We start from the raw sequence: 13865 nt of genomic DNA on the forward strand, positions 1-13865 counted from the left end.
ATTTATTAAATGCTTCAAAGCAGAGTATAAATTCTTTAAGTAAGAAAGAGTTAATAACTTTAGAATTTAAAGATTATTATAGAGAGCCAAAAAGTATTTACAAATCTATATCAAAAAGTATAAAATTAAACAATGAGCAACAAGAAGCAGTTGATGAGATAAATTCGAATATGTTTATAGATGATAAAAAGCCGTATTTAGTTCATGGTATAACTGGAAGTGGAAAGACTGAAGTTTATATGGAAATAATAGAATTTGCATTAAGCCAAGGTTTAGATAGCATATTTTTGGTTCCTGAGATAGCACTAACTCCCCAAACGATAGATAGATTGAAAAGTAGATTTGGTGATTTAGTTGGAGTGTTTCACAGTAAACTATCTGAAGGAGAAAAACATGATGTTTATAAAGCTGTTAAAGCTGGCAAGATAAGAATTTTAATTGGAGCTAGGTCAGCGCTATTTGCTCCTTTTAATTCTTTAGGATTGATAATAATTGATGAATTTCATGAGTCATCATATAAGTCTGAAAAAAATCCTAAGTTTAACGCCATAGAAGTAGCTAGATTTATGGCATTAAAAAATGATATAACTCTTATTTTAGGTTCAGCAACACCTTCAATTGAAGAGTATTATAGAGCAAAAACTGGTGAATATAAACTTATAAATATAAAAAATAGAGCAAATAACAAGCCACTTCCAAATATTGAAGTTGTAGATATGAAAGATGAATTAGATGGAGGTAATAGAAGTATATTTAGTTTAAAACTTCAAAGAGAAATAAGTTGTGCAATTGAAGAAAATAGTCAGGTAATACTATTTTTAAATAGGAGAGGTTATGCAAATTTTGTATCATGTAGAAAGTGTGGTTATGTGTTTCAATGTGAAAATTGTGATATATCTTTGACATATCATAAAAAAAGTAATATTGGAAGATGCCACTATTGTGGATATGAGAGAGAAATTCCAAAAGAATGTCCAGAGTGTGGAAGTAATTATGTTAAGCCATTTGGAGTAGGAACTCAAAAGATTGAGGAAGAGTTAAAATGTATTTTTCCAAATATAAAAACTTTGAGAATGGATAAAGATACAACCTCAAAAAAAGGTTCATTAGAAGAAATGCTAAATAAGTTCAAAGATAAAGAAGCAGATGTATTGATAGGAACGCAGATGCTAAGCAAAGGATTGGATTTTGATAATGTAACTTTAGTAGGTATTTTATCAGCAGACATGATACTAAATTTTCCTGATTTTAAAAGTTTTGAAACAACCTTTCAGTTGATAACTCAAGTTTCTGGAAGGGCAGGAAGAGCAGATAAAGAAGGTAAAGTAGTACTTCAAACATATGATACTGAACATTATGCTATTAAACATGCCATAGAGTACAATTATGAAGGTTTTTATGAAGATGAGATAAAGATAAGAAAGGCATTTGGATATTCTCCCTTTAATAACATGTTAAGTGTAGTTGTTAGTGGCGAAGATGAAAAATTAGTTATAAAAAATATAAAAAATATGCATGCATCTTTGATTTATTTATTAGAAAAGAGGGGTATAAACGACTTAGGGTTTATATTAGGACCCAATCCATGCTCAATATCAAAAATAAATCAAAATTATAGATGGCAAATACTCTTTAAAGATGAAAATATTGAAATTAATCTCTTAAAGGGTATAATAAAATATATATGTATAACAAAACGAGATTTGATATTTGATAAGAATATTAATGTATCTATAGATATTAATCCAAATAGTGTATTATAAATTTAGGAGGACGTGTAATGGCTTTAAGACAAATAGTTCAAATAGGAGAACCAGTACTAAGAAAGAAATCAAAAAAAGTTGAAAAAATTGATGCAAAAATAATACAATTATTAGACGATATGGCAGAAACTATGTATGATGCAGATGGTGTTGGACTAGCTGCACCTCAAGTTGGAATTTTAAAAAGAGTGGTAGTAATCGATATTGGAGAAGAACTTATAGAACTTATAAATCCAGAAATAATAGAAACATCTGGAGAACAAATAGATGATGAAGGTTGTTTAAGTGTTGTTGGAGAATCAGGAGAGGTTAAAAGACCAAACTATGTAAAAGTTAGAGCTTTAAATAGAAATGGAGAAACAATAGAGTTAGAAGGAGAAGAACTTTTAGCTAGAGCATTTTGTCATGAAATAGACCATCTAGATGGAATACTATTTGTTGATAAAATAGAAAAATAGTAGGGGTTGATTTAATGAAGATAGTATTTATGGGAACTCCTGATATAGCAGTTCCTTGTTTACAAAAAATAATAGATGAAAATTACGAAATACTAGGAGTTGTAACTCAGCCAGATAAACCAAAAGGAAGAGGTAAAAAACTTGGCATGAGTCCAGTAAAAGAGCTTGCAATTGAAAATAATATACCTGTATATCAACCAATCAAAGCTAGAGATAAGGATTTTATAGAGACAATGAAATCTTTAAATCCAGATGTAATGGTAGTTGTGGCTTTTGGGCAGATACTTCCAAAAGAAATATTAGAAATTCCTAAGTTTGGATGTATAAATGTCCATGTTTCCTTACTTCCAAAATATAGAGGTGCGGCACCTATAAATTGGGTAATAATCAACGGTGAAGAAAAAACTGGTGTTACAACTATGTATATGGATGAGGGCTTAGACACTGGAGATATGATATTAAAAACAGAGGTAAACCTTGATGAAAATATAACAGCAGGAGAGCTTCATGATAAAATGATGAATATAGGAGCAGAAACTTTAAAAGAAACATTAAAGTTGATTGAAGAAGGAACTGCACCAAGAGAAGTACAAAATCATGAGGAATTTTCTTATGCACCAATAATGAATAAATCACTAGGTAATATAGACTTTTCAAAAAATGCTAAGGAAATACACAATCTAGTTAGAGGTGTAAATCCATGGCCAAGTGCTTACACTACTTATAATGGTGTAACAATGAAAATCTGGAAAACTAAAGTGTTAGAGGAAGAAAGTACCAAAGATGCAGGTACAATAATTGAGGTAAATAAAGATGGCATAAAAGTAAGCACTAAAGATAAGGTACTTTTAATTGAAGAAATTCAGATGCCAAATAAAAAGAGAATGCTAGTTGGAGAATATATAAAAGGAAATACTATAGAAATTGGTGTAGTATTGAGTTAGGTGAAAAGTATGACAGATATAAAAAAGTATTTAACAAGTGTTGGTATTTTAGTCTTAATATTAGGGATTTTGATGGGAGTTGCAAACTTTTTTATAATTAGTTTGACTCAAATATTTTCCTTAGGAATAAACACTGTAGTAATATCACTAATACTTATAATACTATGCTCAACAATAGTTACGTATAGAGTAATTAAAGGAAAAAATGTTAACTCAAATATAATGAAAATAAATTTTAAAATTGTTAGTGTATTATTTCCCATTATATCTTTTATTGCATCATCATTTGGTATGTCAAAAAGTGAAATTAGAAGGATATATATAAAGTTAAATAATGAATATATATACAGTAATAAATATAATTTTAATCCAGAGGATATAATAATTTTAATACCTCATTGTATTCAAGAGAATAGTTGCAAACTAAAAGTTACTAATGATATAGATAATTGTAAGAAATGTGGAAAATGCAATATAGGAGAATTAGCTGAACTAAATAAAAGTGTTAAAGTAAAAGTATTTGTAGCTACAGGAGGGACTCTAGCTAGAAAAATTATAATTGACAATAAACCTAAAGCTGTTATAGCTGTTGCATGTGAGAGAGATTTAACATCTGGAATACAAGACATTAAAAAAATTCCTGTTTTAGGAGTATTTAACAAAAGACCTAATGGCCCTTGTATAAATACTAATGTAGATATAGTAGATATTAAAAAGGCTATAAGTTTTTTAACAGGAAAAGTATATTAGCTTGTAATTAAACTGTTTTTAAGTTATGTGAATATTAAGAGGATGTATAATAAAAATATATTTTAGGAGAGTGTTATTTATGTACCCTGTATATGGCGGTTTTTGGGGATTTGACCCAACGATGATTATATTAATTCCAGCTATATTATTCACTGTATATGCTCAATTTAAAGTGAGTTCAACAACAAATAAGTATTTAAGAGTAAATACACGTAGAGGATATACTGGAGAACAGACAGCAAGAAGAGTACTTGATTCAAATGGTTTGTATGACGTAAGGATAGAAATGGTTAGAGGTCATTTAAGTGACCACTATGACCCAAGAAGAAAAACTGTAAGATTATCAGAAGATGTATATTATGGAACATCAATAACTTCTGTTGCAGTAGCTGCACATGAATGTGGTCATGCAATGCAACATGCTAAAGGTTATGCACCTCTTCAAATAAGAAGTAGTTTGGTGCCAGTGGTAAACTTTGCTTCAAGTATTTCTTGGTTTTTAATATTTCTAGGATTTATTATGGCTGGACCATTTCTAAAAATCGGGATACTATTGTTTTCAGCTTCAGTACTATTCCAGGTAATAACATTGCCTGTAGAATTTAATGCTTCTAGTAGAGCAATTGTTCAACTTGGAAATCTAGGTATTATAGATGAGGGTGAGGTAAGACAAAGTAGAAAAGTGCTTTCAGCAGCAGCTTTAACATATGTTGCAGCAGCCTTAGTTTCAATACTTCAATTACTTAGATTGTTACTAATAGCTCAAAGAAGAAATGACTAAAAATAAAGTGGGTTGTTTAGAAACAACCCTTTTTTATGTTTAATAAAAGGGAGAAATTTATATGGATGCAAGAGAAATTGGATTTAAAGTATTATGTGATATAGAGAAAAATAATAACTATTCAAATATTGCAATAAATAAGCATTTTAAAAACTTAGAAATAAGCGATATGGATAGAGGTCTTGCGACAGAACTAATCTATGGAGTAATAGAAAATAAATATTACTTAGATTATATAATTAATAAACTTTCAAAAATAAAAGTAAAAAAAATGTCAACTTATGTTAAAATCTTTTTAAGAATGGGAACATATCAAATTTTATTTTTAAATAGTATATCAGATTATGCAGCAGTTAATGAAACTGTGAAGTTATCTAAAAAATATGATAAAAAATCTTCTGGTTTTATAAATGCTATTCTTAGAAATGAAATAAGAAATAAAGATACCATAATGGACATAACTGAGGAAAATAGTGTAAAATACTTATCTATAAAGTATTCTTATAACTCTTGGATTATAAAAAATTGGATAGCTAATTTTGGACAAGAATTTACTGAAGATTTATTAGAAGCAAACAATGAAAAGCCTAGTATCTATATAAGAACAAATACACTTAAAATCAGCAGAGAAGAGCTTATTGAAAAATTAAATCAAGAAGGTATTATGTGTTTTAAAGTTCCTATGGTGGAAGAAGCTATAAAAGTCGAAAAATTAAAAAATATAGAAAATAATGAGTTATTTAAGGCTGGTTTATTTACAATTCAAGATATAAGTTCTATGATAGTAGGGAAAGTAATTAATCCAAAGGAAGATTCATTAATTTTGGATGTATGTAGTGCTCCTGGTGGAAAATCTACTCACTTAGCCACTTTAATGAATAATACAGGTCAAGTAATAGCTAGAGATATCTTTGAGCATAAACTAAAGCTTATAAAAGCTACTGTAAATAGACTTGGTCTTAAAAATGTATGTATAGAAGGATTTGATGCTTCTGAAATTGATGAAAATAGTATAAATAAATTTGATTATGTTTTAGCAGATGTTCCTTGTTCTGGTCTTGGTATAATAAGACGTAAACCAGAAATTAAATATAAGAAAGAGGAAGAGTTAGAAGATATTACTTCTATACAAAAGAAAATATTAGAAAATGCATCAAAGTATGTTAAAATTGGAGGAACTTTAGTATATAGTACATGTACAGTTCAAGATATGGAAAACATAAATATAATTACTTCTTTTATTGAAGAAAATAATAATTTTGAATTGACTCCAATTGACACAGTAAATGTAGATTTAGACAATCAAGATAAAGGATATTTAAAAATATATCCTAATATTCATGGTATAGATGGGTTTTTTATAGCAAAATTAAAGAGAATAAGGTAGTGAATAGAATGGAAGAGAAAAAAGTAGTATTAAAAAACTTTACTGAAGATGAACTCAAAGAATTTATGAAAACTATAGATGAAAAATCTTTTAGAGGGAGCCAAATATTTTCTTGGATATATAAAGGTGCAAAAACTTTTGATGACATGAACAATATACCAAAAAGTTTGAGAAATAAATTAGAAGAAGTTTCATGTATAGGTCATATAGATATAGAATTAAAGTTAGAATCTAAGGTAGATGGTACAAAAAAATATTTGTTTTTATTAGATGATGGAAATATAATAGAAACTGTGATGATGGACTATGACAGTAGGGTTACTGTTTGTGTTTCTAATCAAGTAGGATGTAGAATGGGATGTAACTTCTGTGCATCTACAATGGATGGGCTGATTAGAAACTTAGAGCCATGGGAGATTTTAGACCAAGTTATTAAGATTCAAGAAGATACTGGCAAAAGAGTATCAAATCTTGTATTAATGGGAAGTGGTGAACCACTTGACAATTTTGAAAATACAAAACAATTTTTAAAAATAATTAATGAAAAAAATGGTCTTAATATAGGGTATAGACATATAACTCTTTCAACTTGTGGGATAGTACCTAAAATGTACGAGTTGGCTGATTTGAAAATAGCTATAAATTTGGCTTTATCACTTCATTCACCATATGATGAAGAAAGAAGAAAGATTATGCCTGTAGCAAATGCCTATTCTATTAAAGAAATATTAGATGCATGTAGATATTATATAAAAAAGACAAATAGAAGGGTTACATTTGAATACTCTCTTATAAAAGGTGTAAATGACTCAGAAAATGAGGCGAGGGCATTAGCAAAGCTTTTAAAAGGTATGCTATGCCATGTAAATTTAATACCTATAAATAAGGTTGAAGAAAGAGAATATGAAAAGCCAGACAAGGCATTTATTTATAAGTTTAGAGATAGTTTAGAGAAAAATAATATACCTGCTACAGTTAGAATGTCTATGGGTTCTGATATTAGTGGAGCTTGTGGTCAATTGAGAAGAAAATACAAGTAATATGTAAGGAGGAAGTCGTATGGTTTATAGTTGTGCCTCCCATATAGGAAAAATAAGAAAAAACAATGAAGACTATTGTGAGGGAGAAGTTATAGATACAGAACATGGTCCAATAGGAATATTTGCCATAGCTGATGGAATGGGTGGACATAAAAAAGGGGAAGTCGCCAGTAAGTTAGCAGTAGAAAATATAATTGATTTTCTAAAAGAAAACTTATTACAGCATGATAATGTAAAAATAGACTATATAGATGATATACTAAAACAGGCTTATAATAATGTAAACTCAATTGTGCACAAAAAATCTATGGAAGATATAGCATTTGAAGGAATGGGAACTACATTAGTTACAGCTATAGTGTATAATAATGTCTTATATGTGGCAAATGTTGGAGATAGCAGATGTTATTTGTTAACAGATGAAAAATTTGATAAAATAACTATAGACCATTCCGTGGTTGAAGAACTTATGATGGCTCATGTTATTACAGAAGAAGAAGCGAGAAGACATCCACAGAGAAATAGAATAACTAGAGCAATTGGAACAGATGATATGGTTGTTGTAGATATTTTTAAGAAGGAAATCAAAAAAAGTGATATAATACTTCTTGCAACAGATGGATTAACTGGGTTTATTTATGACGAAGATATAAGAAGTTTAATATTAGATTACGAATATGAGAGAATTAGTGATATAAGTGATGAATTAATAAGCATGGCCAATGATGTTTCTGGTAAAGATAATGTTTCGGTGATAGTAATAAAAGTATAATTAGGACGGTGATATTGTGGGAGATACAATTTTAGGAAATCGATATGAAATCATCAGGAAGATTGGTGATGGAGGAATGGCCTTTGTATATGAGGCTAAAGACAGATTATTAAACAGGACTGTTGCACTTAAAGTACTCAGACCTGAATTTGTAGATGACGATGAATTTTTAACAAAATTTAAAAGAGAAGCAGAAGCAGTAGCAAGCCTTTCACATCCAAATATAGTAAATGTATATGATGTTGGGGAAGATGGAAAAGTTCACTACATTGTAATGGAATTTGTAGATGGAAAAAATTTAAAGGAAATTATACAGGATGAAGGGATATTAGACGAATATACTGCATTAGATATAACAAAACAAATAGCTATGGCACTTAGTGCTGCACATAAAAAGGGGATTATACATAGAGATATAAAACCTCATAATATTCTCATATCCAATGAAGGAAGAGTAGTAAAAGTAGCTGATTTTGGTATAGCCAAAGCTGTTTCAAATTCAACAATGACTAATATTGGTAGTATAATAGGTTCGGTACACTATTTTTCACCAGAGCAAGCTAAAGGAAAGTTTGTAACTAATAATGCAGACTTGTATTCTTTAGGTATAGTTTTATATGAAATGCTGATAGGAAAAGTACCATTTAGAGGAGATAGCCCAATTTCTATAGCACTTCAACATATCAATGATGATATAGATTTTACATCAGAAGAAAAAGTTAGGATTCCTCAAAGTGTAAGAACTACAATAAAAAAGCTTACAGAAAAATCTAGTGCAGATAGATACCAAACTGCTGAAGAGTTAATAGAAGATATAGATTATATAGAAAAAAATATTGACTTAGATTTTATAAAGGAATACGATGATTTTGCAACAAAGAAAATTGATGAAAAAGAAATTAATAAAGCTGTAACTCCAATACTTGCAAAGCCAGTTCCAGAAAAAGTGGTTAAACCTATAGAAGTTGCTGATTTAGATGAAGATGAAGATTATTATGATGATTTTTATGAAGAAGATGATGATGAAGAAGATGAAGATGAGGAAGAGATAATGAGAGCTAAAAAGAATCAAAAACCTAAGAATACTCAAAGTAAGAGAGCTAAGAAAAAGAAGAAAAAACAAGAAAGTCCTAAAGCTAGAAAAAGACTAAAAGTAGTCGCAGCAGTTTTGATAGTAATCTTATGTGCACAAGTATTCTTAGCATATAAATTTTTATTTGCTGGAGGATTTGGTAGTAAAGATTTAACTGTTCCTAATCTTGTGAATATGACATTAGAGGAAGCACAAAGTGCAGTTGAAAAAGAAGGATTGTCATTAAGTGTAAAAAGTGAAGAGTATAGCAGTGAGGTTGACAAAAATTGTATAATATCGCAAACACCTGAAGGTGGAAGTACAAATATTAAAAAAGGTGACACTATAAATGTCGTTGTAAGTAAAGGTGCAAGTGAAGCTTCAGTTCCAAATGTAGTAGGTATTACTTTAACTAATGCAAAGAAAATTATAGAGGAAAATAAATTGAAAGTTGGTACTGTCAAGTACGAATATAGTTCAGTATATAAAGAAGGTACAGTTTTAAGTCAGAGCCCTAGTTCTGGTTCATCAAGTGTTCAAGAAGGTGATGAAATAGACCTATATGTTAGCAAAGGCCCAGAAAAATCAAATACGCCAACGCCAACAACACCAAATAAGACTCCAACAACACCAGATGAGGATGATACAACAACACCTGGTTCAAACTCAGGAAATAGTGGAGGAAATTCAGGAGGTTCAAACTCAGGAAATAGTGGAGGAAACTCAGGAGGTTCAAACTCAGGAACTAACGGAGGTAATTCAGGAAATAGTGGAGGAAACTCAGGAAATAGTGGAGATGGGTCAGGAAATAGTGGAGGAAACTCAGGAAATAATGGAGATAATTCAGGAGACTCAAACTCAGGAAATAGTGGAGATAACTCAGGAGGTTCAAATTCAGGAAATACTGGAGAAACTCCATCAGGAACTGGTGGAAATATTGGTAAATCAGAATAAATATTAGCTAAAAATAAAAAGCTGTCCTTTTATAGAAATTATTTTCTTTAAAGGGGCAGTTTGTTTTGTATAAAATATTGGATTAATTATAAGGGAGATAAATATTTATGAATAAAAATAATAAAACAGTTTTGGTCACAGGTGGCTCTAGAGGAATTGGAAAAGCAATATCTAAAACATTTGCAAAAGATGGATATAATGTATTGATAAACTTTAACAAATCAGAAAATGAGGCTAAAGAATTATACACTGTATTAAATGAAAAAGGTTTTTCTGTAAAATTATTTAAAGCTAATATTTCAAATAGAGAAGAAGTCGAAAATATGATAGATTATTGCATAAAGGAGTTTGGAGGATTGGATGTACTTATAAATAATGCTGGTATAAGCCAAGATAAGTTATTTACAGATATAACTGATGAAGATTGGGATAATATGATGAATATTAACTTAAAAGGAAGTTTTTATTGTTCACAAACTGCTTTAAAATACATGATATCAGAAAAAAAAGGAAACATAATTAATATATCTTCAATTTGGGGCATATCAGGTGCTTCTTGTGAAGTACATTACTCTATATCAAAAGCAGGTATAATAGGAATGACAAAGGCATTAGCTAAAGAAGTTGCTCCATCAAATATAAGAGTAAATAGCATAGCACCAGGCGTTATTGATACAGACATGTTAGCTGAATATAATGAAGATGAGATAGATGTTCTTGTAGAGGAAACTCCTTTAATGAGATTAGGAACGCCAGAAGATATAGCAAATTGTGCTATTTTCTTAGCATCTGATAAATCAAGTTTTATAACTGGTCAGGTAATTAGTCCAAACGGAGGATTTGTTATTTAAAAAAAATGTGGTATTATATAAAAATAGGAAAGAATAACACTATATACTACTCATAAACAGTATATGTTTATATAATTTTATAAAGGGAGGTATTTGATGCTAGAAGGAAAAATTATAAAAGGGATTAGTGGATTTTATTATGTAGATACAGAGAAAGGTCTTTATGAATGTAAGGCTAGAGGTATATTTAGAAAGCAAAAAGTAACACCTCTAGTTGGTGACAGAGTTAAAATAAGTGTTGTTGATGAAGATGAAAAAAAGGGAATTGTGGAAGAAATAGATAGTAGAGACACAGAACTTATAAGACCACCTATAGCAAATGTAGATAAGGCACTAATAGTATTTGCAATAAAAAATCCTAAACCAAACTTATCTCTTTTAGATAGATTTATAGTTTTGGCAGAAAAAGAAAATTTAGAAACTGTAATAATCCTTACAAAAGCAGATTTAGATGATGATAATATATTAGAGCATGTTAAAAAGATATACGAGCTTAGTGGATATAAGGTTATTCCTGTAAGCAATGTTACTAAGTTAAATATAGATAAAGTAAAAGATGAATTAAAAGAAAATGTAGTAGTATTTGCAGGACCATCTGGAGTTGGAAAGTCAAGCTTATTAAATGAAATAGATGAAAATTTTAAACTGCAAACAGGTGTAGTAAGTGATAAAATAAAAAGAGGAAAACATACCACTCGCCATGCTGAACTTTTAAAGTTGGAGTTTGGTGGAATGGTTGCAGATACACCAGGTTTTAGTTCACTTGCACTTGAAGATATAGAAGAAGTTGAACTTAAAGATTATTTTATAGAATTTGATAAATTTAATGATTGTAAGTTTGGTTCAAAATGTATTCATGAAAATGAACCTAATTGTGCTATAAAAGAAGCTGTTGCAAATGGAGAAATATCTAAAGAAAGATATGATAGTTATATACAGCTACTAAATGAAATAAGACAAAATAACAGTAGGAGGTATTAGAAACATGATTAAATTAGCACCATCAATATTATCAGCAGATTTTGCAAAATTATTAGAGGATGTAAGAAAAGTGGAAAGTGCAGGATGTGAATATCTTCATATCGATGTAATGGATGGACATTTTGTACCAAATATTACACTAGGACCACTTGTAGTTAAAAGTTTAAAAAAAGAGAATATAAATATGGTATTTGATGCTCATCTTATGATAGAAAATCCAGACCAATATATTGAAGAGTTCGTAAAAGCAGGATGTGATATAATAACTGTTCATCAGGAAGCTTGTACACATCTACATAGAACTATACAAAATATAAAATCACATGGAATAAAGGCAGGGGTAGTACTTAATCCAGCAACACCAATAGATACTATTAAACATGTACTATCTGATTTAGATATGGTGCTTTTAATGTCTGTTAATCCTGGATTTGGAGGACAATCATTCATACCTTGTGTGTTAGATAAAATTAAAGAGTTAAAAACACTTATAGATAGTAAAGGATTAAATATTGATATAGAAGTTGATGGTGGTATAAGTCCTAAAAATGTAGCTGAAGTTGTACAAGCAGGAGCTAATGTAATAGTAGCCGGCTCTGCAATATTTGGAAGTGATGACATTCAAGAAACAGTTAATTTATTTAGAAAGAATGCTTCTCTTGAAGAATTAGTTTAGATTTAGATATGAAAATCTGTATTGTTTTAAATGGTGAAATTGAAGATTATAAAATTACAAGAGATATTATACTTAAAGAATGTTATGACTGCATAATATGTGCAGATGGAGGCGCAAATCACACCTATAAAATGGATATAATACCAGATTATATCTTGGGAGATTTAGATTCAGTAGAAGAAGACAAGATAAATTTCTATAGAAATCAAGGTGTTAAATTTGAAAAATTTCCATCTAAAAAGGATGAAACTGATACAGAACTATGTCTTTTTTTAGCTAAAACTCTTAAGGCTAACCATATTGATTTTTTTGGTGCCTTAGGTGGGAGAATTGACCATACCCTTGCAAATATAAATCTATTGTATTATTTAAAAGAAGATGGAATATATTCTAGAATACTTTCAGATAAAGAAGAGATGTATATAGTTGAAAATGAAGAATTTACCTTGTTTGGGAACAAAGGAGATACTATTTCTGTAATAGCTGTAAAAGGAGATGCTAAAGGAGTAACACTTACTGGTTTAGAATACCCTTTGGATGATTATTATATGAAGTATTCAGTCCCTATTGGAATATCCAATGTTATGTTAGGGAATTCTTGTAAAATTAAAGTAGAGCAAGGAGGTGTACTTGTAGTTAGAAATTTATAAAAATGGACTTTAATAATTGATTTTATATTACAGAGCAGATACAATCAAGTAAAATATATTTAGAATTGTATCTGCTTTTTAGTATATAATTATAAATAAATAATAATTTTTGACGCAAGGGGGATTTTTTGTGATAGACAGTATTATTTTCGATTTAGATGGAACTCTATGGGATTCAACTGAAGGAGTATGTAAAGTATGGCAAGAGGTCTTAGATAAACGTGAGGATATAGGTTTAAATGTTACAGTAGAATTATTTAGAAGTGTTATGGGCCTTTCATTTGATGAAATAGCAAAGCGTTTATTTCCAGACTTAGATGAAGGAGAAAGAATGAATCTATTAGATGAATGTTCTGCGGGAGAATGTGATTACTTATCTGAATATGGAGGCAAATTATTTGAAGATATAGAAAATACTCTTGAAGAATTATCTAAAAAATATAAATTATTTATAGTAAGTAACTGTCAAAAAGGATATATAGAATCTTTTTTAAAAGCACACAAGCTAGAAAAGTACTTTATAGATTTTGAATGTCCTGGAAATACTGGATTGCATAAAGGTGAAAATAATAAACTTATAATTGATAGAAATAAACTAACTAATCCAATCTATATTGGAGACACACAAGGGGATGCAAATAGTGCTAAATTTGCTGGGATTCCTTTTGTATATGCAAAATATGGATTTGGAAATGTGGATGAGTATGATTATTCTATAGACTCATTTAAAGATTTGTTAGAACATGATATATTAAAATAAGGAAAGTTTGTTTTTAAACAACAAAA

14 protein-coding genes are annotated in these 13865 nt (G+C 29.5%); all 14 read left to right on the forward strand.

The features are described from left to right. Positions 1-1763 (forward strand): primosomal protein N' (priA, locus tag KGF50_RS07090; protein WP_227847415.1); only part of this gene is annotated, 1763 nt, incomplete at its 5' end. A 17-nt stretch (positions 1764-1780) separates the two neighbouring features. Continuing rightward, positions 1781-2221: a peptide deformylase gene (def, locus tag KGF50_RS07095; RefSeq protein ID WP_227840365.1), complete on the forward strand. Its 441-nt coding sequence runs from the start codon at positions 1781-1783 to the stop codon at positions 2219-2221. Between the two features lie 14 nt (positions 2222-2235). Continuing rightward, positions 2236-3165 carry a methionyl-tRNA formyltransferase gene (gene fmt / locus KGF50_RS07100; protein WP_227847416.1) on the forward strand — a complete coding sequence of 310 codons (930 nt, stop codon included), beginning with the start codon at positions 2236-2238 and terminating at the stop codon, positions 3163-3165. A gap of 9 nt (positions 3166-3174) precedes the next feature. Next, positions 3175-3915 (forward strand): DUF116 domain-containing protein, encoded by a 741-nt coding sequence (locus tag KGF50_RS07105; protein ID WP_227847417.1) that lies wholly within the window; start codon positions 3175-3177, stop codon positions 3913-3915. Between the two features lie 79 nt (positions 3916-3994). Then, the gene (locus tag KGF50_RS07110) at positions 3995-4696 is read left to right on the forward strand and encodes a zinc metallopeptidase (RefSeq protein WP_227847418.1); all 702 of its coding nucleotides are present in this window, start codon (positions 3995-3997) and stop codon (positions 4694-4696) included. Between the two features lie 61 nt (positions 4697-4757). Beyond that, complete coding sequence (rsmB, locus tag KGF50_RS07115) at positions 4758-6083, forward strand: 16S rRNA (cytosine(967)-C(5))-methyltransferase RsmB (RefSeq protein ID WP_227847419.1); 1326 nt, start codon at positions 4758-4760, stop codon at positions 6081-6083. Positions 6084-6091: 8 nt separating this feature from the next. Then, positions 6092-7123 (forward strand): 23S rRNA (adenine(2503)-C(2))-methyltransferase RlmN, encoded by a 1032-nt coding sequence (rlmN, locus tag KGF50_RS07120; protein ID WP_227847420.1) that lies wholly within the window; start codon positions 6092-6094, stop codon positions 7121-7123. 19 nt (positions 7124-7142) lie between these two features. Then, positions 7143-7895 carry a Stp1/IreP family PP2C-type Ser/Thr phosphatase gene (locus KGF50_RS07125; protein ID WP_227847421.1) on the forward strand — a complete coding sequence of 251 codons (753 nt, stop codon included), beginning with the start codon at positions 7143-7145 and terminating at the stop codon, positions 7893-7895. Between the two features lie 16 nt (positions 7896-7911). After that, positions 7912-9921: a Stk1 family PASTA domain-containing Ser/Thr kinase gene (gene pknB / locus KGF50_RS07130; RefSeq protein WP_227847422.1), complete on the forward strand. Its 2010-nt coding sequence runs from the start codon at positions 7912-7914 to the stop codon at positions 9919-9921. Positions 9922-10028: 107 nt separating this feature from the next. Further along, positions 10029-10772, forward strand: coding sequence for an elongation factor P 5-aminopentanone reductase (gene ymfI / locus KGF50_RS07135; RefSeq protein WP_227847423.1), 744 nt, complete (start codon positions 10029-10031; stop codon positions 10770-10772). Between the two features lie 96 nt (positions 10773-10868). Then, a complete protein-coding gene (gene rsgA / locus KGF50_RS07140; protein ID WP_227847424.1) occupies positions 10869-11753 on the forward strand; it encodes a ribosome small subunit-dependent GTPase A in 885 nt (294 codons plus the stop codon). Positions 11754-11757: 4 nt separating this feature from the next. After that, positions 11758-12429 (forward strand): ribulose-phosphate 3-epimerase, encoded by a 672-nt coding sequence (gene rpe, locus KGF50_RS07145; RefSeq protein ID WP_227432484.1) that lies wholly within the window; start codon positions 11758-11760, stop codon positions 12427-12429. Positions 12430-12437: 8 nt separating this feature from the next. Then, complete coding sequence (locus KGF50_RS07150; protein ID WP_227847425.1) at positions 12438-13079, forward strand: thiamine diphosphokinase; 642 nt, start codon at positions 12438-12440, stop codon at positions 13077-13079. A gap of 130 nt (positions 13080-13209) precedes the next feature. Beyond that, entirely contained in the window at positions 13210-13839 is a 630-nt protein-coding gene (locus KGF50_RS07155) for an HAD family hydrolase (RefSeq protein ID WP_227847426.1), read from the forward strand. Positions 13840-13865: the final 26 nt, after the last annotated feature.

It is taken from the genome of Clostridioides sp. ZZV15-6598, assembly GCF_020657705.1.
Classification (GTDB): Bacteria; Bacillota; Clostridia; order Peptostreptococcales; family Peptostreptococcaceae; genus Clostridioides; species Clostridioides difficile_F.

Excerpts from the sequence above, each read along its gene's own strand:
- rsgA (WP_227847424.1), top strand. The coding sequence starts at position 10,869 with ATGCTAGAAGGAAAAATTATAAAAGGGATTAGTGGATTTTATTATGTA.
- ymfI (WP_227847423.1), top strand. The coding sequence starts at position 10,029 with ATGAATAAAAATAATAAAACAGTTTTGGTCACAGGTGGCTCTAGAGGA.
- rlmN (WP_227847420.1), top strand. The coding sequence starts at position 6,092 with ATGGAAGAGAAAAAAGTAGTATTAAAAAACTTTACTGAAGATGAACTC.
- KGF50_RS07110 (WP_227847418.1), top strand. The coding sequence starts at position 3,995 with ATGTACCCTGTATATGGCGGTTTTTGGGGATTTGACCCAACGATGATT.
- KGF50_RS07105 (WP_227847417.1), top strand. The coding sequence starts at position 3,175 with ATGACAGATATAAAAAAGTATTTAACAAGTGTTGGTATTTTAGTCTTA.
- rsmB (WP_227847419.1), top strand. The coding sequence starts at position 4,758 with ATGGATGCAAGAGAAATTGGATTTAAAGTATTATGTGATATAGAGAAA.
- def (WP_227840365.1), top strand. The coding sequence starts at position 1,781 with ATGGCTTTAAGACAAATAGTTCAAATAGGAGAACCAGTACTAAGAAAG.
- KGF50_RS07125 (WP_227847421.1), top strand. The coding sequence starts at position 7,143 with ATGGTTTATAGTTGTGCCTCCCATATAGGAAAAATAAGAAAAAACAAT.
- KGF50_RS07150 (WP_227847425.1), top strand. The coding sequence starts at position 12,438 with ATGAAAATCTGTATTGTTTTAAATGGTGAAATTGAAGATTATAAAATT.
- rpe (WP_227432484.1), top strand. The coding sequence starts at position 11,758 with ATGATTAAATTAGCACCATCAATATTATCAGCAGATTTTGCAAAATTA.
- fmt (WP_227847416.1), top strand. The coding sequence starts at position 2,236 with ATGAAGATAGTATTTATGGGAACTCCTGATATAGCAGTTCCTTGTTTA.